The organism is Sphingomonas sp. CCH5-D11, from assembly GCF_001557395.1.
GTDB lineage: Bacteria > Pseudomonadota > Alphaproteobacteria > Sphingomonadales > Sphingomonadaceae > Sphingomonas.
Map to the genome: position 1 here is coordinate 13,908 of NZ_LSKH01000097.1, position 22,127 is coordinate 36,034.

The window sequence follows — 22,127 nt, forward strand, 5'->3', positions numbered from 1 at the left end:
CATGGGCCATGGTTCGCGTGGATCAGGCCGGCGCGGTGCGCCTCGGCCGCCAGCGTTCGCCCGACAAGCACACGGGCCGGCATGCAACCCGATATGTGCGGGCCGCCAATATCACGCCCGCCGGTCTCGATCTGAGTGATCTGCTGGAAATGGACTTTACGCCGAGAGAGCGACAGATTTTTGCCCTTGCTGACGGCGACATCCTGTTGACCGAAGCATCGGGAAGCGCAGCGCATGTCGGCCGCGCAGCGCTGTGGCGCGGCGAGATCGACGACTGCTGCTACCAGAATACGGTCATTCGGTTCCGGCCGCACCTCGTGCTACCGGAATATGCGCTCATGGTGTTCCGTCACTATGCCGCATCGGGGATCTTCGCCCGCGCGGCGCGGGGCGTCGGCATTCAGCATCTCGGCGCTTCGCGGTTTGCCGCGCTGCACTTTCCCCTGCCGCCACAGGATGAGCAGCGGCGCATCACGGATATCGCGGACCGGCGGCTTCAGGAGATACGCGAGGCCGAGGTGCTGCTGCGTTCGGCCTTGGGCCGGCTCCGTGAGCAAATGCGCGAAACGCTTGCCGCAGCAGCAGCCGGCGAGCTTGCCGAGCAGCATCCCAAGAGGGCCGGCGACGAACGGCCGCGATCCACGGCATCCGCAAGGTCGGGTAGGCCGCAGGGTAGCCTGTTCGACGCTTTCGAGCCGACGTCAGAAGAAGAGGAGATTTCGTCGGAACCGTTACCGCCCGGATGGCGATGGGTCCGCGTTGCGGCGGCCGGCGACGTCACCTTGGGACGGCAGCGCGCGCCGCAACACCAGCACGGCCCTCATATGCGGCCCTATCTTCGCGTGGCGAACGTCTTCGAAGACCGCATCGATACCTCCGACATTCTCGAGATGAACTTCACGCCGGAGGAAGCGGAAATCTACACGCTGAAGGCGGGGGACATTCTCCTGAACGAAGGTCAGAGTCCCGAACTGGTCGGACGCCCGGCAATGTATCGCGACGAGATCTCCGGCGCCTGCTTCCAGAACACGCTCATCCGCTTTCGGGCTGGCGACGGGACTGATCCCGATTACGCGTTGCTGATCTTCCGGCACTATATGCATGCCGGCGTTTTCCAACGGATCGCGCGCTGGTCGACGAACATTGCCCATCTCGGCCTTGAGCGCTTCCGCGCGCTGCCGTTCCCCTTGCCTCCGCTGGAAGAGCAGCGGCGCATCGCGGCCGAGACGCGGCGTCGGCTCGCAGCCATCGCGGCGCAGATCCAGGCCGTGGAAACGTCGATCAGCCGGCTTCCGGAAATGGAAACCGAGCTTCTCGCAGCGGCGGTCGCCGGTGAACTCGTCGAGCGGGATCCGGCGGATGAGCCTGCATGGGCGTTGATCGACCGGCTCGGACCTCCGCCGTCCGAGCAACTCCCGGCGAATGATGCCGACGAAGGAAAGGAAACCTCGCCCGTGTCCGCCAAACGAACATCAGCTAGTCGTCGGCAAGGGCCCAACAGTGATCTCACCGCGGTTCTCCGAGAGGCGGGAAGGCCACTCAAGCTTCCCGAGCTTTTCGGGCAAGCGGGATTCGATCGTGACGAACCCGAGCATGTCGAACTCTTCTATCTCGCACTGCGCTCGCAGCTCGGCAGCGCCATTCGGCAGGTCGGCGACTTAGTCGAAAACGCCGAGTTGGAGGCCGTCGATGCGGCTTGACGAACTGACCATCGGGGAGTTCAAAAATCTCCGCGACCTGCATGTCGATTTCGACGAGGGCTCTCCTTACACAGTGCTCGTCGGCGAGAACGGTGCCGGAAAGTCGAACCTTATCGAAGCGCTTTCGCTGATCTTCCGCAACCTCGACCTCGATCAGGAAGCGCCGTTTACCTATCAGCTCAGATATCAGTGCCGGGACCACGACATCGAGATCATTGCGGTAGCTAACCAGTATCCGCAGTTCCGAGCGAAGCTACGCACCGAGACCGGATATAAAGATCTCCCGCGCCGCCATTTCATGGCTGACGATGAGAGCGGCAGGCCAATTTATCGGCCGGCTTTCGTCTTTGGCTACTATTCCGGCCCGAGCGATCGACTCAAGACGATCTTCGAAAAGCATCGCGAGCGATATTATAACTGGATCATTAAGGCACCAGCGCAGCGCAGCAAGGAAATTGCCGACCCTAACTCACTGCGCCGCCTATTCTATTCGCAAACGCTGCATGGCCAATTCGCACTCATCGCCTTCTTCATGGAGGCGGCGACCGGTCCGGATGATGACCGGACTTTCTTGCGTGATCATCTTCAAATCGACGGCCTCGACAGCGTTCTGTTCGCGCTTAAGAAGCCGCCCTGGCCCGGCAACAAGGATGGCGATCCGCGTTTCTGGAGGGCGGTTGGCGAGGTTCAGGAGTTTCTGAGCCGTCTCTACGACAAAGCGATGCTGCCGGTTCGGATGGGCCGCCGGATGGCTGTCGATCTGACCAAAAATCCGGTTGTCGAGAATCTATATTTGTTCCTGCCCAAGCCTGACGCGCTCGAAGATGTCTATCGGTCCTACGGCAATCAGTACGCCTTCTTCACGGCGCTGGAGAGCATGGATCTGTCGAAGCTGCTCGGAGAGGTTCGGACCCGGGTCCGGATGGCGCCGGGGGCGGGTGGCGGAGAGGTCACCTACCGCGATCTCAGCGAAGGCGAGCAGCAACTACTGCTGGTTCTCGGTCTGCTCAAATTCACGGCGCGGGAGGAGGCGCTGTTTCTGCTTGACGAGCCAGATACCCATCTCAATCCGGCGTGGAGCACGCAGTATCTCGAATTTCTCGACCGTTTCATCCTTGGCCGCGATAGTTGTCATATCGTCATGTCATCGCATGATCCGCTGGTGTTCGCCGGTCTGGAACGCGCGCAGGTTAGGATATTTCGACGCGACCCCCAAGGTCACGCCATTGTCGAGGCTCCCGATCAAGATCCGCGCGGCATGGGCGTCGCGGCAATCCTGACCAGCGATCTGTTCCGCCTCCGGTCCACTCTCGATCCGGAAACACAAGCCGACCTCGACAAGCAGCGCATATTGTCGATGAAGGACGAACTCGACCCGGACGACGAAGCCGAACTGGCAAGGCTCAAAGCGAAGCTTAGCGGCTTGGGCTTTGCGCAGACCACCCGCGATCCGCTCTACGAACTGTTCGTAAAGGCATGGACTGAGCGGGAAGATTCGGCTTGGAGCCAAGAGGTGCAACTGACCCCGGAGCAGCGTCGCGACCGCGCCAGACTGGCCTCTGAGATTGTGGAACAGTTGCGGCAAGAGACCGAGACTCGTTGATGCGCTTCATCGATCTCGAAGAAATCAGGCCAAATATTCGCGAGCAGATCGAGGCTCTGGAAGAGGCCCGTGCCGCCGTTCTAGCCGAACCAGACCCCGCGCAGCGGGCCTCTCTAATCGAGCGATATCGCGGCCGTTGGACGGCGGTGCGCGATGCGTTCGCGGCGCATTCCCACGACAAATGTTGGTATGTCGAATGCAAGAATCTCGGCACGGACGATGATATCGATCATTTTCGCCCGAAGGCCGGAGTAAAGGAAGATCCGGACCATCCTGGCTACTACTGGCTTGCGTTCGACTGGACCAACCTCCGCCTCAGTTGCCACCGCGCCAATCGACCGCGCACCAATCCCGAGACCGGCGAGACAGGCGGAAAGGCAGGGCATTTTCCATTGATCGACCCGGCCGCGCGCGCGCGCGCGCCTGACGACGATCTTTCCCGCGAGGAACCTGCGCTGCTCGATCCGACCAGGATGACCGACGTAGTTCTGCTGACATTCACGCCCAACGGCGAGGTCGATCTTTCGCCGCAATATAAGGGGCAGACGCTTGCAGAAGCCAAGTTCGATGCCAGTCGTATCCATCTGCATCTCAACTGGCCCAAATTTCGCGATGCCCGGGTGATGCTGTACAATCGTATCGAGCGTCTCGTCGATCGCGGCCAGCGCGAAGCGCCCCAGGATTTCAACGGAATGCCGGCAGCACAGGGCGCCTTTCTCGACGCTTGTCGGGATCTACGCGCTGCAATGGCGGCTCGCGAGGAATATGCCTCGGCCGCACGCGTGTATGTGGAGTCGTTTCGGCATCTTTGGTGGGTTAACGACATTGTTCTGAAGGTCGCAGCATGACGAAGACGCACAAGCCGACCGGAGACGCCGCCGCCCTCGTTCGCAAGCTCTGGCAATATTGCAACGTGCTGCGCGATGATGGCCTGTCCTACCCGGATTATGTCGAGCAGCTTACCTATCTGCTGTTTCTCAAGATGTCCGACGAACAGGATGGCGGCCCCGTCCCTGCAGAATATGGATGGCGTTCGCTCGAAAAGCTCGAAGCGGAGGACATGCACCGGCATTATGCGCGTATTCTCGCCGCGCTCGGCGAGAAGGGGGGCATGCTCGGCCTCATCTTCGGCAACGCCAAAAACAAGATTCGCGACCCTGCAAAGCTGCGCCTGCTTATCGTCGATCTCATCGGTCAAACCGAATGGACGGGACTGGAAGCCGATCTCAAGGGCGAGGCTTACGAAGGTTTGCTGGAGAAGAATGCGCGCGACACTAAGAGCGGCGCGGGTCAGTATTTCACGCCACGTCCGCTTATCGACGCCATCGTAGAATGCGTAAACCCGCAGCTTGGTGAAGTCGTCTGCGATCCAGCCTGTGGCACTGCGGGATTCCTGCTCGTTGCTCATGAGCACCTAAAGCGGAACAATCCGGACATGACGCGCCGGCAGGAAGTCGAACTGGCGACAAAAGCCATTCGCGGAGTCGAACTTGTGGAGGAAGTCGCGCGGCTCGCGACAATGAACCTCTTGCTCCACGGAGTTGGCGGCAATGCCGAAGACGAGCTACCGATCGCCTGTCAGGACAGCCTCAAAGAGCCGCCCCGGACGCAAGTCGATGTGGTGCTGACGAACCCGCCGTTTGGCATCAAAGGAAGCGTAACTTACGCGCAGGACCGCAAGCCTTCACGAGGCGAGGATACACTGACGATCATTCGGCCCGATTTCTGGGTTCAGACCGCCAATAAACAGCTCAACTTTCTCCAGCATATCGTGGCGCTGCTTAAGCCTGGTGGACGCGCAGCAGTGGTGATCCCTGACAACGTCTTGTTCGAAACCGGCGCTGCTTCAGCCATCCGTCGCCGCATTCTTGAAACATGCCGTGTCCACACGCTTCTCAGACTGCCCTCCGGTCTATTTTATGCGCAGGGTGTGAAGTCGAACGTCTTGTTCTTCGAGAAGCCATTGCACGGGGGCGACGAAACAATATCTGACCGCATCTGGGCTTACGACCTGAGATCGGACAAACGCTTTTCGCTGAAAGCGAAACCGTTGCAGCGCGAGGATTTGCAAGAATTTGTCGCCCTCTATCGCTCTGGTTTCGCTGCCCCAAAAGACGATAGTGGCGAAGGCGAAGATCGCTTCCGGGCCTTCGATGCCAAGGCAATTATCGAGACGAGCGAATGTCGGCTGGATCTGGCCTGGGAATCGTCGACGATTTCCGCTCGCACGCCCGGTCTTGAACGCCTTGACGAGATTTCCCGTTTGGTCGCGGACGATCTTCAGCGCGCGTTGGCGCTTATCAGCGGTACGCAGAAATAGTTGGTCGCCTTATCGTATAGCCCCTTTTCGAGATCTCGAAGGGTCCAACTGTTCATTCAAACATTCAGCTAAAAGGTAGTACTCAGGCGGGTGACTATTTGAGGATGCTGTTCAGAACCAGATCGAGATGGGCTTCAATCATCTCATCAAGGTCCATCGGATCGACCGGCTCAAACACCAGTTTCCAGATCGCTGCCAAGATTGCAGGCCCGATAATTACCTCGGGATAACGGGTCGCAGGTCCGTCCCGAAATTCTCCGCTTTCGATACCGCGCCGGAGAATTTCGGCGACGATCGCCTTACCGCGACTGACCGCCTCGCGATGATAAAAGCTCACAAGAGTCGGAAATCGCTTTGCCTCGGCTATCAGTAACCGAAGGATTTCGCGCTTCTCGGTGGCGACCATCTGACGGTACAACGTCTCGATTAGGAATCGGAGAATTACTGCGCTGTTCGCCGAAGGCAGCTCTAAAGCGCCGGTAAGACGTTCGAGTAATGGTGCGAATGCATCGCGGACGACGGCCTCGAACAGATCCTCCTTCGTCTGGAAGTAAAGGTAGATCGTGCCTTTGGCGATCCCTGCGCGATCTGCCACGTCTTCGAGTCGCGTCGCTGAAAAGCCGCGTTCGGAAAAAAGTGTGAGGGCAGCCGCCAGGATTTCGCCAGGACGCTCCTCTTTGCGGCGTCGTTGCCTTGTGGCTGGCTTAGGAGGTTCGCTCATGCGCATTTTGTGGCTTGCCATACTTCAATCGACAAGGCAATCAGATGACCGGCTAGTCAGTCATGTGTGAGTCGAGGGCGTGGCGGTGGGAAAGAGTTCGTCGAACTTGGCGATCAGCGTGCCGTTCGGAACCGGATCGTCCGCGGCTACCATTCACGGCTACGGTCAAGCTGCGCTCCTGTCGCTCGCTCAGCAATTCGCTGATGACCACCGAAACGCCCGATGACTGCTTTGCTTAAAAACGCAAAAATACACCGCACTGTTTGGCGAATAGCGCGCGTTACGGCCGCTCTTCTTTTCAGTGTCGCTGGCGCTTTCAAGCTCGCAGGTGCGGAGAGCATGGTGGGTCTATTTGCGATGATCGGTTGGGGCCAATGGTTTCGCTTTGTTACGGGCGGCCTTGAACTTCTCGGCGCCGCGCTTCTTCTGCGACGGCGGACCGCAATTGCGGGCGCGGTGCTGCTCGCCTTCGTCGCTGCGGGAGCGACCATGACCCATCTGACCGTGATTGGCGGCAGTCCCGTGCCCGCCATTCTTCTTCTGGCGCTAACGGTCGCGATTGCCGCTGCGCCGCTGCGGTCGGCAAACCGCTGGTTCGTCGGAAAGGATTGACATGAAGCGCCCAAGTCGTCGAGTTCTATTGGTCGCGGCTGTTGTCGTCCTCGCGGCGTTGGGCGCGGTGCTGCTCTTCACGCGACCGTGGAGCGACAACGACGAACCGCTGACTCTCTACGGCAATGTCGATATTCGCGAGGTCGATCTCTCCTTCCGCGTCGACGGGAGGGTGGCGGAGGTCCTGGTCGACGAAGGCGATGCCGTTACCGCGGGCCAAGTGCTTGCAAGGCTCGACGCCGAACCGCTTCAGACCGAACTCGCTGAGGCGCAAGCGAACACCGACGCGCAGCGCGCGCAATTGGACCTGTTGCGGGAAGGCAATCGGCGCGAGGACATCGCGCAGGCCGAGGCGGCCGTGGCCGAACGTCGCGCCGCGCTTGCCAATGCACAGGGCGACGTCGATCGGCTCGAAAGCTTGCGTGGCACGGGCGCCGTCGCCGACCGTCGGATCGAAGACGCGGTCAATCAGCGCAACGAGGCCGCCGCGCGACTGCGTAGCGCGCAGCACGCGCTCGCTGAACAGCGCGCGGGCACCCGGAGGCAGGAGATCGCTCAGGCCGCTAGCAATGTCGATCGCGCGAATGCGACCGCCGACCGCATCCGCATCCGCGTCGCCGATACGGTCCTGCGCGCGCCGTCCGACGGCACGATCCTGACGCGGGCGATCGAACGGGGTGCCAATATTTCATCGGGAGCGACCGCCTTCACCGAGGCGCTGGCGCGACCGGTGTGGGCGCGGGTCTTTGTTGATGCGCCCAATCTTGGGCTGGTCGCGCCTGGCACGATCGTCAATATCACGACCGATGCTGCCCCCGGCAAGGTTTACAAGGGCCGGGTCGGCTATGTTTCGCCGACTGCAGAGTTCACGCCCAAGTCTGTCGAGACCGAGGCGCTCCGCACCGACCTTGTCTATCGCGCGCGAGTCATCGTCCTCGACCCTGATTCGCGGCTCCGCCAAGGGATGCCGATCACCGTCCGGCTCGCGAGCGGTGCCCGCGCGGTGGAGGACTGATGGCCATGGCCGGGAAAGCCGACGCCATCGCCTTCAAAGACCTTGTCCGACGTTTCGGCAAGGGGGACGATGAAGTCGTGGCCGTCGATGGCCTGACCGCGACAATCAAGGCCGGGATCATCACCGGGTTGGTCGGCCCCGATGGTGCGGGCAAGACGACGCTCATTCGGATGATTGCTGGGCTGCTCGCGCCGACCAGCGGAACGCTGAGCGTCGACGGGCTCGATCCGACGGCGCAAGGCGACGAGTTGCGCCAGCGGCTCGGTTATATGCCGCAGCGGTTCGGCCTCTATGAAGACCTGACCGTCCTCGAAAATCTGAACCTCTACGCCGAGTTACGCGGGGTCGAGACCGAGAAGCGCGACGAAACCTTCGAGCGGATGCTCGACTTCACCGATTTGAAGCGCTTCACCGAGCGCCGCGCGGGCAAGCTCTCGGGCGGCATGAAGCAGAAGCTGGGGCTGGCCTGCACGCTGCTGGGCGACCCGCGGGTGCTGTTGCTCGACGAACCCTCGGTCGGGGTCGATCCGATCTCGCGGCGCGAGCTTTGGAAGATGGTCGGCGACCTGGCGGGCGAAGGCAAGACGATCGTCTGGTCGACCGCCTATCTCGACGAGGCCGAGCGCTGCCCCGAGGTCATTCTGCTCGACAAGGGCAAGCCGCTGTATTGCGGGACGCCCGATGAACTGGCCGAGCGGATGCAGGGGCGCAGCCGTCTCATCCGCAATATCGAGGGCAACCGCCGACAGGTGCTCAAGCGCGCGCTGGGGTCGGACCGCGTCGTCGATGGCGTGATTCAGGGGCGTGCGGTGCGCGTGGTGCTCAAGGAAAAGGAGAAACCGCTCGACTTGAGCCAGGTCGAGGCCGGAAACGGGGCGAGCCTCGACGAGGTCAAGCCTCGGCTGGAGGATGCCGTGATCGACCTGCTTGGAGGTGGGCCGGGCGGCGAGTCCGTGGTCGCCAAGCTCCTGAAGGACGCTGACGCGCGTGACGACGACAAGGCCGGCGACGTCGTGATCGAAGCCAAGAACCTTACCAAGAAATTCGGCGACTTCGCCGCTACCGACGATGTCAGCTTCGAGGTGAAGCGCGGCGAGATCTACGGCCTGCTCGGCCCCAATGGCGCGGGCAAATCGACGACGTTCAAGATGTTGTGCGGCCTGCTGAAGGCGACCGAAGGCGAGGCCAAGGTGCTCGGCTACAGCCTCAAACGCTCGCCGGGGGAGGCGCGCCAGCGGCTGGGCTATATGGCGCAGAAATTCTCGCTCTACGGCACGCTGTCGGTGCGCCAGAACATGGAGTTCTTTTCCGGCATCTACGGGCTGGAAGGTCGCAATCGACGCGAACGGATCGACGCGATGATCGACGCCTTCGCACTCGAAAAATACCTCAAGATGTCGCCCGACGCGCTGCCGCTCGGCTTCAAGCAGCGGCTCGCGCTCGCCTGCGCCATCATGCACGACCCCTCGGTCCTGTTCCTCGACGAGCCGACCTCTGGCGTCGATCCGCTGACCCGGCGCGAGTTCTGGACCCACATCAACGGCGCCGTCGAAAAGGGCGTGACGGTGATGGTCACGACCCATTTTATGGACGAGGCCGAATATTGCGACCGGATCGGCCTCGTCTATCGCGGAAAGCTGATCGCCAGCGGCCCGCCCGACGACCTGCGCGCCGATGCCGCCACCGACGAGAATGACGACCCGTCTATGGAGGAGGCCTTCATCGAGTTGGTCGAGCGCGCCGACCGCGAGGACGATGCGCAAAGGAAGGCCGCATGAGCGCCACATCCGCCACCGGCGGCGTATCATACCGGCGACTGCTCGCGCTGGTGCGCAAGGAAACCGTGCAGACGCTGCGCGATCCGTCGAGCCTGCTCATCGCCGGGCTGATGCCGCTGCTGATGCTGTTCCTGTTCGGCTACGGCCTCAACCTCGATACGGGCGTGACCCGGATCGCGGTGGTGGTGGAGGACTCGGGGGCGGCGGCGCAGGACGTGGTCGCCGCGCTGGATGGCTCACCCTATCTGGAGGTCACATATCTAGGAAACCGCACGGGGGCCGCCGAACGTCTCGATCGGGGGGAAGTCGGCGGCTTCGTGGTCGTTCCCGATGGCTTCTCCAAAGCCGTGGCGCGCGGCCGCACCGGCGATGTCCAGGCGGTCACCGACGGCACCGATCCCAACACGGCCGCCTTCGTCAGTGCCTATGTCTCTGGCGCGATGGCGGTCTGGCGCGAGCAGCGCAACCAGGGCGATGGGGCAGTCGAGCGCGGCGGCCTCGGCAGCGATCCGCGCTATTGGTTCAACCCCGCCACGATCAGCCGCAACTCGCTCGTGCCCGGCTCGATCGCGGTGGTGATGACCGTAGTGGGCGCGCTGCTGACCTCGCTCGTCGTCGCCCGCGAGTGGGAGCGCGGCACGATGGAGGCGCTGCTCTCGACGCCGATCACGCGGGTCGAGCTGCTGCTGACCAAGATCATCCCCTATTTCGGCCTTGGGATGGTTTCGATGGCCATCTGCCTCATCATTTCCACGCTGGTTCTCGGCGTGCCGTTTCGCGGCTCGCTCGTGCTGCTGTTCCTAGCGACGGCGCTGTTCCTCGGCACGGCGCTGGGGCTGGGCCTGCTCCTCTCGACCGCGATCCGCAGCCAGTTCAACGCGGCACAGGCCGCGCTCAACGCCGCCTTCCTGCCGGTGATGATGCTCTCGGGCTTCGTCTATGAGATCGGCAGCATGCCGAGGCCCGTGCAGGTAATCGCCTCGATCCTGCCGGGCCGCTATTTCGTGACAATCCTCCAGACGCTGTTCCAGTCGGATTACGCCGGTCGGCTGTATTGGCTCAACGCGATGGCGCTGGCGCTGATCGCTGCGATCTTCCTGACCCTGACCGTGATCAAGACCAAGCGGACGCTCGACTGATGTGGAACCGGCTGCGCACCCTCGTCATCAAGGAGCTGCAGGCGATCCTGCGCGATCCGGCCGCGCTTCGGCTGCTCGTTATGCCCGTGATGCTTCAGACGTTGCTGTTCCCTTTCGCCGCGACGCTCGACGTGCGCAATGCGTCGGTAGCGGTCTTCAATCAGGACAGCGGTGCGGCGGCAACCGAGATCGTCCAGCGCCTCGGCGCGGCGGACGCTTTCGGGCAGGTGCGTCAGGTCGAAAGCGAGGGCGAGTTGCGCGATCTCATCGACCGGCAGCAGGTGTTGCTCGCGCTGCGCTTCCAGCCAAGCTTCTCGCGCGACATCGCGCGCGGTGAAACTGCGTCGGTCCAGGTCATCGGCGACGGGCGGCGTTCGAACAGCGCCCAGCTCGCGCAGGGCTATGTCGATCAGATCATCCGTGGCTATGGCGCTGAGATCGCGGCCGATGCCTCCGCCCGCGGCCCGCTCGCCAGAGGCGGCGCGCAGGTCGTCGTGCGCAACTGGTATAATCCCAACCTAGAAGGGCGCTGGGTGATCGTGACCAGCATGGTCGCGATCATGACGACCATCGGTGCGCTCATCACGACGGCGCTGTCGGTCGCGCGCGAACGCGAACAGGGAACGCTCGACCAAGTGCTGGTCTCGCCGCTCTCGCCCGCGCTCATCATGCTCGGCAAGATGATCCCGGCGGTCATCATCGCCTGCGTCCAGGCGACCGCGATAACCATTATCGCCATCAATCTGTTCGGCGTGCCGTTCACCGGATCGCTCTTCGTGCTCTACGTCGGGATGTTGCTCTACGCGATCGCGTTGTGCGGGTTCGGATTGTTCATCTCGGCGATCTCGGCCACCCAGCAGCAGGCGTTCCTCGGCGTCTTCACCTTCATGATGCCCGCGATCCTGTTGTCGGGCTTCATCGCGCCCGTCGCCAATATGCCGGTGTGGCTGCAATGGGTGAGCTGGATCGACCCGCTCCGCCACTTCATCGTCGTTGTGAAGGGGGTGTTCCTGAAAGGAAGCGGCTTCGTCGCGCTGTTCCCCAGCCTCTGGCCGATCGCGCTGATCGCGGTCCTGACGCTCACCACCGCCTATGTCATCTTTCGGAGAGGAACCGCGTGAGGAAGCTCGTACTCGCAGGCTTGCTGCCCGGCGTGCTCGCAGGCTGCACGGTCGGCCCCGACTATCGTGCGCCCGTCGGAGCTGTGCCGCCCGCCTTCCGCGAAGCGTCGTCGGCCACTATCGCCCAGCCCGTCGATCGCTGGTGGGAACGCTATGGTGACCCCGCCCTCGTAGCCCTCGTCGATCGCGCGATCTCGGCCAACGGTGACGTCGCCATCGCCGAGGCGCGGATCACGCAGGCCCGCGCGCGCGCCGACGAAGCACGCGGCGGCCAGCTCCCGCAGCTCAATGGCCAGGGATCGACGACAGTTCGTCGATTGAGCGAGAACGGCGAACAGCTCGCCAACATTCCGACCGGTCTGGTAGAGCCCGACCTCGACTACACCGTCTATCGCGCCGGCTTCGACGCGAGCTGGGAACTCGACCTGTTCGGACGCAATCGCCGCCAGGTCGAGGCCGCAGAGGCGCGGTTGGGATCGGTGGCCGAGGCGCGCAACGACACGCTGGTCCGAGTCGCCGGCGATGTGGCGCGGGCCTATGCCGATTATCGAGCGGCGCAGCGCCGCATCGTCATCGCCAATGAAACCCTCGCCGCTGCACGCCAGACCGCCGACCTCACCGACCGTCTGGCGCGGGCCGGCGAAGAAGCGCAGTCCGAGGTCCAGCGCGTCGAAAGCCTTGCCGAGGAGAGCGCCGCCGCGCTGCCGCCGCTCGTCGCCGATGCGAAGGCCGCACTTTATCGCCTCGACGTGCTGCTGGGTGCGCAACCCGGCGGCGCCGAGGCGCTGATCGCCGCGTCGCCGACCTCGGCGCTGCGGGCGCCCGACGTCCCCGTCGGCCTGCCGTCGGACCTGCTGCGTAGGCGTCCCGACATCCGACGTGCCGAGCGCGAACTGGCCGCCGCCACCGCCGACACCGGGGTCGCGGTCGCCGATCTCTATCCGCGCTTTTCACTGACCAGCACACTCGGGCTGGAAGCACTGAGCATCGGCGACCTGTTCGATAGCGCTAGCCGCTATGGCTCGCTCGTCCCCGGCTTCTCGCTACCGATCTTTGACGGAGGGCGTCGCCGCGCAGTTGTCCGTCGCCAGCAGGCGCTCGTTGACGAGAACCTCGCAAGCTACAACCAGACCGTCGTTCGCGCGCTGTCGGATGTCGAAACGGCGTTGCTGCGCTATCGACAGGATCGCGAGCGTGCCGAGCGTCTTCTGTCGGCGCGAACCCGCTTGACGCGAACCCTCGAACTCGCCCGCCTGCGCTACCGGGCGGGCGAAGCGAGCCTCACCGACGTGCTTGACGTTCAACGCCAAGTGTCCGCCCTCGACGATCGCCTCGCTCAGGCGGAGGCTGTCGTCATCATTGACGCTGTCAGCCTCGACAAGGCGCTCGGCGGCGGATGGCAGGTCGCTACGGTTGCCCAAGCCGATGCTGGGGCCGCTACTCGTGTCCAGCGATAAGCGAATGGATGCGCTGCTTGCCCGCGCGACCGAGCGCGGTGCGATCGGCATGGCGATCGTGCATCCGACTTCCGCGCTCGCCATCAGTGCGGCGGACGAGGCGTTCAGGGCCGGACTAATCGAACCCGTGCTCGTCGGGCCGACGAAGCGGATCGATACAGCGGCGGACGAGGCCGGCGTCGATCTCAACGGCTGGATGTGCGTCGATGTCGAGCACAGCCACGAGGCGGCCGAGCAAGCGTGCGCAATGGTCGCCGACGGCAAGGTTCAAGCGCTCATGAAGGGCTCGCTCCATACAGATGAACTGCTGCGGGCGGTGCTCGCCAACCCAAAGGTGAGAAGCGACCGGCGATTAAGCCACGTCTTTGTGTTCGATGACCCCGCTTATCACAAGCTCTTCCTGGTCACCGACGGCGCGGTCAACATCGCCCCTACGCTGGATCACAAAGCCGACATCGTCAGAAACGCCGTCGATCTCTTTGCCAAACTCGTCTGCGAAGACCGACCTGCCAAGGTCGCGGCGCTGGCGGCGGTCGAGACGGTTTCGCCTGATATGCCGGCAACCGTCGAAGCGGCGGCGCTCGCCAAGATGGCGGACCGAGGCCAGCTCGGGTCGTGCATTGTCGATGGTCCACTGGCGTTCGACAACGCGATCTCGGCCGAAGCAGCAAAGCAGAAGGAGATTGTATCGGCCGTCGCCGGCGACCCTGACATCTTGATGGTGCCGAACCTTGAGGCCGGCAATATCCTCGCCAAGCAGCTGACCTTTCTCGGTGACGCGGAGTCGTGCGGGATCGTGCTCGGTGCACGGGTTCCGATCGCGCTGACAAGCCGCGCCGATGGCGAACGCGCACGCCTGCTGTCATGCGCTTTGGCGGTACTCGCGGGCGATCCGGGGCGACGCGAGTGAGAGCGGCGATCCTGACGCTCAACGCGGGTTCGACCAGTTTGAAGGCAACCTTGCGAACGGCCGAGCGTGAAGATCGCGTTTTGTTTGCTGCCGAAGCGGTACGCGCTAACGACGTTTGGACTCTGCAAACCGGTGACCGCCGCGAACAGGTCGATGGCGAGATAGACCAAGCAGCGATCAAGGTGCTCGAACGAGCGTCAACCGCGCACTCCGCGTTTGACACCGTGGCCGTCGCGCACCGGATCGTCCACGGTGCCGACAGTTATGTCCACCCGTGCGCGCTCGATCACGACGCCGTGGAGCGACTGAGGAGCTTCGCTCGCTTCGCGCCGCAGCACCAAGGACCGGCGCTCGACTTGATCGAGGCCGTACGATCCGTCCTGCCAGAAGCGATCAACATCGGGTGTTTCGACACCGCGTTCCACAAGACGATCCCGGCCTTGCACCATGTGCTGCCCTTACCCGAGCGGCTGCGCGCGCTCGGGTATAGGCGATACGGGTTCCACGGACTGTCTTTCCAATCGATCGCCATGCAACTCGCGGCGACAAGGCCGGATTTACGAAAGGTCGTGGTCGCCCATCTTGGCGGCGGCTCCAGCCTTTGTGCGTTGCACGACGGCAAGAGCATCGCGACGACGATGGGTCTGACCGCGCTCGACGGGGTGCCGATGACGACGCGGAGCGGCAGCCTAGACCCCGGCGTCGTGCTCGACCTTGTTCGACGATCTGACGTCGAGACGATCGAAGCGATGCTCTACGGCAAATCTGGACTCGCCGCACTTTCGAATACGAGTGGAGACCTGCGCGCAATGCGCGCGGCTGGCACTCCAGAGGCAGACCTCGCGATCGACGTATTCGCTGCGCGGGTTGCTGAGGCCGCTGCGGCTATGAGCGTTGCAATGGGCGGGATGCAGGCGCTCGTTCTGACCGGGGGCATAGGGAGCAATGACATCCTAGTCGGCGACGCCGTGGCTTCGCGACTGAACTTCTTTCCGCCTTTTGAAACGCTGCGCCTCAAGACCGATGAGGAGGCCGTTTTGGCCGATGGCGCGCGCGCGGTTCTCGAAGCGCAGGGATCCATGCCGGAGGAGCACGACGATGGCCTACCCTAACCCTATGAACATGTATGATTGGATCGATACTTGGCAGCAAGCTTGGCGCGCGCCATCGGCAGTGCTCGGGGCGTTCGCTCGTGGGCTCGACGATCGCAATACACTCCCGCCTTGGCTCGCGCTGCCAAGGGCGCTTGGCTTCGATCCCCCCGCACTTACGGTCCGGCGCGCGACTTCGGCTAGCCTCTCCGTCTTACGTCGGCTGACGGAGGCAAGAGAAAAGCCGGCGTTCGGAATTGTTGAGGTCGATGTTGATGGCACTGCCCACGCCGTGCGCGAGGAGGTCGTCGAAGAACGCCCATTCTGCCGCCTGCTCCGCTTCGACCTTATCGGCCGGTCCGATGCTCCGACAATCCTGCTCGTCGCGCCAATGGCGGGTCATTATGCGACCCTGTTACGCGAGACCGTCCGCGACCTGCTGCCAAGCTATTCGGTCGTGGTGACCGACTGGTCCAATGCCCGCGATGTCCCCATTCACGATGGCGGATTCGACTTGGACGACTACATCGATCTACTGATCGGGCATATTCAAAAGCTTGGACCGACCACGCATATCGTTGCTGTCTGCCAGGCAGGCGTACCCGCCGTCGCCGCGACAGCAATCCTAGAATCATCGACCACGAGCGACGTCGTCCTGCCGGCCAGCCTGACAGTCCTCGGTTCCCCGATCGATACGTCCCGCTCTCCCACGGAGGTCAATCGTCTCGCTTCCGAACATGATAGCGACTGGTTCACCGATACGCTTATCACCACGGTTCCGGCCCGCTTTCCAGGTGCCAACCGCGCCGTCTATCCCGGCTACCTTCAACTGACAGCGTTCGTCGCCATGAATCCGCAGAGGCACGAGAAGTCCGCGCGTGATGCAATCGCCCATTTTGCTGACGGCGATTTTGATGCGGCCGAAAAGGTCGACAGCTTCTACGGTGAGTTTCTCAGCACCATGGACCTGACCGCCGAGTTCTATCTTCAAACGGTGGAGCGAGTCTTCAAGCGCAACGCGCTTGCCAAGGGTGACTTTCGCTTTCGCGGCACGCCTGTCTCCCTCACGACAATCACACGCACACCCATCCTGGCCATTGAGGCCGAACGCGATGACATCACGGGGTTGGGTCAGACTTCGGCGATCCTTGAGCTCGCCAGCGAGCTGCCCCCGAAGTGCAAGCGCCATTATCTTCTTAAAGACGCAGGTCATTACGGCTTGTTCAGCGGGTCGAAATTTCGACGTGAGATCGTGCCTGAGCTTTGCGCCTTCCATGAGGGCGAGGCGTGAGAAGGCCGCAGTCGCTAGGCGCACTGGCTGTCGCTGGTGCGCTTGCACTCGGCGGATGCGCGACCATACCTCGCGCACCGGCGACAGCCGAGATGCAAGCCATAGCGGTCGTTCCCGGTTATGACGCGACGGTTCGCTACTGGTCGGACGGCCCTGCGGAGAGCTGGACGGCATGGCGCATGAAATGGCTCACGGAGCGGTCGCAAACCGGCGCGCAGTCTTCACTCGCCATGCTGGCGATATCGAGCGGCTCGGATAAGGGTGCCTTTGCAGCCGGGTATCTGAACGGCTGGTCCGCCTCGGGGACACGACCCGCCTTTGCGTTGGTGACGGGGGTGAGCACCGGGGCGCTGATTGCGCCTTTCGCGTTCATCGGTGAAACCGAGGACGACGTTCTGCGACTCCTCTACACAGATGTCGACGCCAAGGACATCTTCAGACGCTCGCCGCTGCGCGGAGTGCTGGGCGGGCCAAGCTTCGCCGATACCAGACCTCTGGCGCGCCTGATCGCACGACACGTCACCGATGAACTCGTCGATAACATCGCCAAAGCACATCGCAATGGCCGACGTTTGCTTGTCATGACGACAAACCTCGACGCGCAGCGCGGCACCATATGGGATCTCGGCGAGATCGCCGCGAGCGGAGCGCCGGGCCGCGTCGAGCTGATCCGCGATGTGCTGCTGGCCTCCGCAAGCATCCCCGGCGTCTTTCCGCCGGTCCGTATCCAAGTGCGTAGCGGTGGTCAAATATTCGATGAAATGCATGTCGATGGGGGCACGACAAACAGTGTTTTCGTTATCCCAGATTCTCTTCTGTCCACGCAAAACGCCGAGGGCCTTGCCACAACAGTAAACCCAGAGATGACGCTGCTTTACAATGGAGTGCTTTCGCCGCGGTACGAGCGCGTGGAAGCAAGTGCGTTCAACGTGATCGCGCGAGCGCTTGAGACCGTGATTGGTGCCGGGGATCGACGGGCGGTCAGCAGTTATCAAGCCTTTGCGCGTCAAACAAAATTGCGGCTCTGCATTGAGGCTATCCCGCCAGATTCGGATCCGCCGTCGGCCGACATGTTCGACCGTAGAGACATGCAGCGCTTGTTCGCGATCGGCCGAGAGGCCGGCGTAAGCCGACAATGCCGATCATAGGCCGCGATCGCCCATCATCGACGGAGATCCAATCATGAAATACGTAGCTTTACCGATTCTCACGATGCTCACCGGGGCGGTTTCGCCATCGCCAGAATTGGTCGCGTCGATCGAAACCGATAAACTGGGCCAGGCGACAGTTTGCTTGTGGAAGGACAAAGCCGGTTTTCCGAATTGTCAGAAGGGTAAGCCTTTTCGCCAAATGACGGTGACGGTCAGCAAGGGCCGCACCGTGGTGCGCTTCCAAAATGTGCCGGAGGGCCGTTACGCACTCTCCGTAGCGCTCGACGCCAATGCAAATGGCAAGATCGATACCAACCTCCTTGGTATTCCACGCGAGCCGATTGGGGTTTCAGGCAAAAAGCCTCGCTTCGGTAAGCCTGCCTTTGCAGACGCGGTTTTTAGCCATCCTGGCCTGCCTTCCACGATAAGATTGTCTGAGTAGGCAGTATGCGAACTCCAGTCGCAACTCCATACCATGGCCTTTGATATTCGGCAGCTCCGTTACGCAATCGCCGCAGCCGATCACGGCAGCTTTTATCGCGCAGCCCGCGCTCTCGATGTCGAGCAGTCGACGCTGAGCCGCGCTATCTCAAAGCTAGAACGCTCGATTGGAATGCCGATCTTTGAGCGCTCGCGGGCCGGTGTCAGGATGACGCTTGCCGGCACTGCGTTCATTCGCGGCGCGAAGCCGATGGTGGCGACTGCCGACAAGCTGGTGGCGATGATGCGCGCTGCCGGACAAGGCCGGGCGGGTGGGCTTATGCTCGGGCATAATAGCTCGGTCTCGGCAGGCAACCTGCGCGCGACCATGATGAGTTGGCGAGACGCCAATCCCGATGTCGAGGTGCAATGCGTCGAGGCCGACCGCAGTGTTCTTCTTGCCGGGCTGGACACCGGTGAGATCGACATCGCGATTTTGATGGGCGCGACCAGCCATGACGGTTTCCGGTGCGAGCCGCTGTGGAGCGAGCGGATGCTGGCGGCGCTGCCGGCGACGCACCCGTTGACCGAACGGGACGTCGTTCACTGGACCGATTTGCGCGGGGAGCGCTTCTACCTTCCGGCGGCCGATCCGGGCGCGGAAATGCGCGACATGCTGCTGGGGCGTCTGGCCGTGTCGGGCGTCACCCCGGACATTCAGATGCACCAGTGCAGCCGCGAGACGATCCTGAGCATTCTCGGCGGTGGGTCGGCGGTCAGCATCGTTTGCGAGGGCTCGACCGGCGCGCGCTACCCGGATCTCGTCTATCGCCCGATCCACGGCGAGCAAGGCCCGGCGCTGGCGGGATATGCGGGCTATTGGCGAGACGAAAATCGCAACCCGGCGCTTCGTAGATTCCTCGGCTTTATCAAGATGCGCTACGCGCTGTCCTTTGATTTTTCGCATAGATTGCAATAGGATAATTGGGTAATTCTGGGAGCAATCCGCCATGTTGCAGGGCAAGACACGCATTATCGTGCTGGTGACTTTGGTCGTTGGCTTCACCGGCGGATTCATCCTTCGCCCGGTGATAATGCCACCGGCCAACAAGACGGTCGCGGTCGGCGCGGCACCTGCGTCGGCTCAAGCGAGAAGCACGCAGTATTTCGTGGCGAACGTCGCCGAAGCCCGTCAGGTCGTCGCCGGCTGTCGTGACGGTTCGGTGCGCGGGGGTGAATGCACGAACGCCGAAGAGGCGCTCATCAAGGTCGATGCCGCCGAGCGTCGCAAGCGTTTCCTCGGCAACTGAGCACTAGCGCGGTTAGTCCTTCGCGCCGCGCCGACCGCGCACAAACCCCCGATCGCTCGCCATGAACCGGCTGACCATCGGCGCGATCAGCTTCTCGGGCGTCACGGCCTCCGCGCCGGTCTCGCTCGCGAGTGCGGCGGCATAAGCCACGAGATCGCGGTGGACGGTGGCGGGTAGCTCAACCGTCAGTTTGACCGGCCGGTCATCGGCCAAGGCTCCCAGCTTCAGTTTCGTCATCGTGTCGCTCCGATAGGTTCAAGCACCAAGTCGCGCGTGATCACCACGCGAAGCGGATGCCCCGGCCGGATGGTGAGCGTGGGCTGCACGTTGAGCTGCCGCCGCGCGATCTGCTGGCCAGTCTGATTGACGGTGTCCTGCGATCCCCGGCGCAGCGCGCGGGTCAGGTCGTCTTCGCTGTCTGCGCCCAGCTCTGCGCCGACGTCCAACAGTGTCGAAACGGCGGCGGCCTTGAGCAGATTGCCCCAATGCTGGTTCGCACGATCCTGTAGCCCTGCAAACCCCGCACCGTCCGCACCGGGCTGGCGCTCGAGAACGATCGAGCGGCCATCCGGCATGATGAGTCGATCCCAGGCGAGCAAAACGCGGGTCTGCCCGGCGGCGATCTCGCTGTCATATTCGCCGATCAGCCGCGCGCCCTGCGGGATGAGGAGAATGCGCCCCGTGGGGCTGTCATAGACGTTCGCCGTCACCTGCGCGGTGATCTGGCCGGGCAAGTCCGAACGGACGCCCGTGATGAGCGCAGCCGGGATGATGCTGCCGGCCTGAACGATGTTGGGCGATGCCGGCGCCGTCAGCCGCTCGACGCTGACCGTGCGCTGGTTGGCCGCCTGCGCCATGAAGGCGCGTTTGCCGGCCTGGTCGCCTTGCGCCGCCTGCTGCGCGGGTTCCTGCGCGGAAGGCGCCGGCAAGCCCGGCGTTGAGACTGGCTCCGCACCCGCGCGCGCACCGCCGCCGCCGCCGCCGAGGAAGACCGAGCTGGTGCGGGCGGCATCGCGTTCCTGCGCCGCGCGCTGCCGGGCGGCTTCCGCCGCTTGCGCGCGTGGATCGGGCGGGCTGGGATGCGCGCCGATCGGCGGCACGGGCACATCCTCGCCGCGCTGCTGCGCCGACACGATCGGGCGGCCGAGGTCGCCGGGAAGCGGCGGGCCGAGCCGGGGCGCCTGTGCGTAGTCGCTCGGGCCGGACGTGATTGTCTCGGCCGTGGCGCGTCCGTTGGTGTTGTAGAGTTCCTGTGCGGCCCGATCGCCCGGCGGCCGCAGCGCATAGATCAGCGAACCACCGATGCCGAGTCCGGCGGCAACGCCGACGACGGCAAGCGCCTTACGGGATAGCCGCATGACGCGGGGCGGATCGCCGCGGAGCTGGAACGCGGCCGGATCAGGGCGGGCCGACTGTGGGGCGGGCCGATCCTCTGCGGACGGACCATGGCTGTCGCTCACGGCCGCCCCCTCCGTCCGTCGTCGCGCACGATGCGGACGCGCTGCTCGGTGCGCCGATCGCCCAGCCGCAGCTCGGCGGCGGCGAACAGGCGATCGACCACCATGTAGCGGCCCTGCACGCGGTAATTGACCAGCTCGGCGTCACCGCGCGCGCCCGTCACGAACAGCGGCGGCATCTCGCCCTGCGAGATTCCGGCCGGAAACTCGATGAACACCTGCCGTCCGTCGTCGAACGCGCGGGCCGGCGTCCACGGAACGCGGTCGCCCTCGATCCGGTAGCGGAAGTTGAGGGCGGACACGTCCACGCCAGTCGCCGCGGGCGCGGCGGTGGCGGTGGCCGCGTTGCGACCCTGCAATGCGATGAGCTGGTCCTGCGGATAGGTCCAAGACACGGACGCCATGTAGGTCGCGGGCGTGGCGCGCAGCTCCAAATGATAGGTGCGGCGGTCGGTGTTGATGACGAGATTCGTGGCTAGGTCCGGCCGGGTGGGCTTCACGAGGATATGCACGCGCGCGGTCGCGCCGCTGCCGCTCACCGTGTCGCCGATGACCCACCGCACCGTGTCGCCGGCCGCGACCGGCCCCGGCCCGACGAGCTGCTCGCCTTCCTGCAAGGCGATGTCCGTCACCTGGCCGGGCGCGGTATATACTTGATAGAGCGCGCCTTCGGTCCACGGATATTGCTGAATGGCGTTGAGGAAGCCATCGCGCACCGGCTGGATGCGCGCGGCGTTGTTGGCGTCGCCGACCCGGCGGCGCGGATCGGTGGGCTCCGCCGGCCGCGGACCTTCCGTCACCGGCTTCAACTGACCGGGCAGCGGCAAGGGCTGGGGGATTGTGACGATCTCGACCGCGCGGGCCGGCTCGGCCGCAGGCGTCGCCACAATCGCCGGGGGCGGATCGTCCAAAGCGATCACGGGCGGCCTGGCCGACGTGGTGGCGCAGCCGGCAAGCGCGGATGCGGAGACGAACAGCGCGGCCGTAGCCGCGCGTCGGATGGGTATGCCGGTCATTGCGACAGCTCCTTC

21 protein-coding genes are annotated in these 22,127 nt (G+C 63.5%); 17 read left to right on the top strand and 4 right to left on the bottom strand.

Annotated features, from left to right (window positions below; translation table 11 throughout):
* Positions 1-8: 8 nt before the first annotated feature.
* Genes AX702_RS06390 through AX702_RS06405 form a run of 4 tightly spaced genes read left to right on the top strand, consistent with a single transcriptional unit; the run spans position 9 to position 5,623 of the window.
* On the top strand, positions 9-1,700 hold the full coding sequence (locus AX702_RS06390) for a restriction endonuclease subunit S (protein WP_066777668.1): 1,692 nt from the start codon (positions 9-11) through the stop codon (positions 1,698-1,700).
* Positions 1,690-3,303: an AAA family ATPase gene (locus AX702_RS06395; protein WP_066777671.1), complete on the top strand. Its 1,614-nt coding sequence runs from the start codon at positions 1,690-1,692 to the stop codon at positions 3,301-3,303. Before AX702_RS06390 ends, AX702_RS06395 begins: the two co-directional genes overlap by 11 nt.
* A complete protein-coding gene (locus AX702_RS06400) occupies positions 3,303-4,151 on the top strand; it encodes an HNH endonuclease (RefSeq protein WP_053000412.1) in 849 nt (282 codons plus the stop codon). The genes AX702_RS06395 and AX702_RS06400 overlap by 1 nt, the downstream gene beginning before the upstream one ends.
* Positions 4,148-5,623 carry a class I SAM-dependent DNA methyltransferase gene (locus tag AX702_RS06405; protein ID WP_047169915.1) on the top strand — a complete coding sequence of 492 codons (1,476 nt, stop codon included), beginning with the start codon at positions 4,148-4,150 and terminating at the stop codon, positions 5,621-5,623. The genes AX702_RS06400 and AX702_RS06405 overlap by 4 nt, the downstream gene beginning before the upstream one ends.
* Positions 5,624-5,717: 94 nt before the next feature.
* Here the strand turns inward: AX702_RS06405 and AX702_RS06410 are convergent, their stop codons facing one another.
* Positions 5,718-6,365 (bottom strand): TetR/AcrR family transcriptional regulator, encoded by a 648-nt coding sequence (locus AX702_RS06410; protein ID WP_047169914.1) that lies wholly within the window; start codon positions 6,363-6,365, stop codon positions 5,718-5,720.
* 201 nt (positions 6,366-6,566) lie between these two features.
* On the opposite strand from AX702_RS06410, the gene AX702_RS06415 reads away from it, so the two are divergent.
* From AX702_RS06415 to AX702_RS06475, 13 genes are all read left to right on the top strand, one after another.
* Positions 6,567-6,956, top strand: a complete 390-nt coding sequence (locus tag AX702_RS06415; RefSeq protein WP_047169913.1) for a DoxX family protein — start codon at positions 6,567-6,569, stop codon at positions 6,954-6,956.
* Between the two features lies 1 nt (position 6,957).
* Positions 6,958-7,971 carry a secretion protein HlyD gene (gene hlyD, locus AX702_RS06420; RefSeq protein ID WP_047169912.1) on the top strand — a complete coding sequence of 338 codons (1,014 nt, stop codon included), beginning with the start codon at positions 6,958-6,960 and terminating at the stop codon, positions 7,969-7,971.
* 5 nt (positions 7,972-7,976) lie between these two features.
* A complete protein-coding gene (locus tag AX702_RS06425; RefSeq protein ID WP_047169911.1) occupies positions 7,977-9,749 on the top strand; it encodes an ATP-binding cassette domain-containing protein in 1,773 nt (590 codons plus the stop codon).
* Positions 9,746-10,888: an ABC transporter permease gene (locus AX702_RS06430; RefSeq protein ID WP_047169910.1), complete on the top strand. Its 1,143-nt coding sequence runs from the start codon at positions 9,746-9,748 to the stop codon at positions 10,886-10,888. Before AX702_RS06425 ends, AX702_RS06430 begins: the two co-directional genes overlap by 4 nt.
* Positions 10,888-12,009 carry an ABC transporter permease gene (locus AX702_RS06435; protein ID WP_047169909.1) on the top strand — a complete coding sequence of 374 codons (1,122 nt, stop codon included), beginning with the start codon at positions 10,888-10,890 and terminating at the stop codon, positions 12,007-12,009. Before AX702_RS06430 ends, AX702_RS06435 begins: the two co-directional genes overlap by 1 nt.
* A complete protein-coding gene (locus tag AX702_RS06440) occupies positions 12,006-13,466 on the top strand; it encodes an efflux transporter outer membrane subunit (protein ID WP_047169908.1) in 1,461 nt (486 codons plus the stop codon). The genes AX702_RS06435 and AX702_RS06440 overlap by 4 nt, the downstream gene beginning before the upstream one ends.
* A gap of 4 nt (positions 13,467-13,470) precedes the next feature.
* Positions 13,471-14,376, top strand: a complete 906-nt coding sequence (locus AX702_RS06445; RefSeq protein WP_066777674.1) for a bifunctional enoyl-CoA hydratase/phosphate acetyltransferase — start codon at positions 13,471-13,473, stop codon at positions 14,374-14,376.
* Positions 14,373-15,488: an acetate/propionate family kinase gene (locus AX702_RS06450; protein ID WP_053000411.1), complete on the top strand. Its 1,116-nt coding sequence runs from the start codon at positions 14,373-14,375 to the stop codon at positions 15,486-15,488. The genes AX702_RS06445 and AX702_RS06450 overlap by 4 nt, the downstream gene beginning before the upstream one ends.
* Complete coding sequence (gene phaZ, locus AX702_RS06455; protein WP_197420513.1) at positions 15,475-16,758, top strand: polyhydroxyalkanoate depolymerase; 1,284 nt, start codon at positions 15,475-15,477, stop codon at positions 16,756-16,758. The genes AX702_RS06450 and phaZ overlap by 14 nt, the downstream gene beginning before the upstream one ends.
* A 92-nt stretch (positions 16,759-16,850) precedes the next feature.
* On the top strand, positions 16,851-17,906 hold the full coding sequence (locus AX702_RS06460; RefSeq protein WP_053000409.1) for a patatin-like phospholipase family protein: 1,056 nt from the start codon (positions 16,851-16,853) through the stop codon (positions 17,904-17,906).
* Between the two features lie 34 nt (positions 17,907-17,940).
* Entirely contained in the window at positions 17,941-18,351 is a 411-nt protein-coding gene (locus AX702_RS21555) for a DUF2141 domain-containing protein (protein WP_082746085.1), read from the top strand.
* A 33-nt stretch (positions 18,352-18,384) separates the two neighbouring features.
* Positions 18,385-19,308 (top strand): LysR family transcriptional regulator, encoded by a 924-nt coding sequence (locus tag AX702_RS06470; protein WP_047169904.1) that lies wholly within the window; start codon positions 18,385-18,387, stop codon positions 19,306-19,308.
* 31 nt (positions 19,309-19,339) lie between these two features.
* Complete coding sequence (locus AX702_RS06475; RefSeq protein WP_047169903.1) at positions 19,340-19,639, top strand: hypothetical protein; 300 nt, start codon at positions 19,340-19,342, stop codon at positions 19,637-19,639.
* A gap of 12 nt (positions 19,640-19,651) precedes the next feature.
* On the opposite strand, the gene AX702_RS06480 is transcribed toward AX702_RS06475, so the two are convergent.
* Genes AX702_RS06480 through trbG form a run of 3 tightly spaced genes read right to left on the bottom strand, consistent with a single transcriptional unit; the run spans position 19,652 to position 22,112 of the window.
* Positions 19,652-19,876, bottom strand: coding sequence for a DUF2274 domain-containing protein (locus AX702_RS06480; protein ID WP_047169902.1), 225 nt, complete (start codon positions 19,874-19,876; stop codon positions 19,652-19,654).
* Entirely contained in the window at positions 19,873-21,099 is a 1,227-nt protein-coding gene (locus AX702_RS06485) for a TrbI/VirB10 family protein (protein WP_066777679.1), read from the bottom strand. The genes AX702_RS06480 and AX702_RS06485 overlap by 4 nt, the downstream gene beginning before the upstream one ends.
* Positions 21,096-22,112: a P-type conjugative transfer protein TrbG gene (gene trbG, locus AX702_RS06490; RefSeq protein ID WP_066777681.1), complete on the bottom strand. Its 1,017-nt coding sequence runs from the start codon at positions 22,110-22,112 to the stop codon at positions 21,096-21,098. Before trbG ends, AX702_RS06485 begins: the two co-directional genes overlap by 4 nt.
* Between the last annotated feature and the right edge of the window lie 15 nt (positions 22,113-22,127).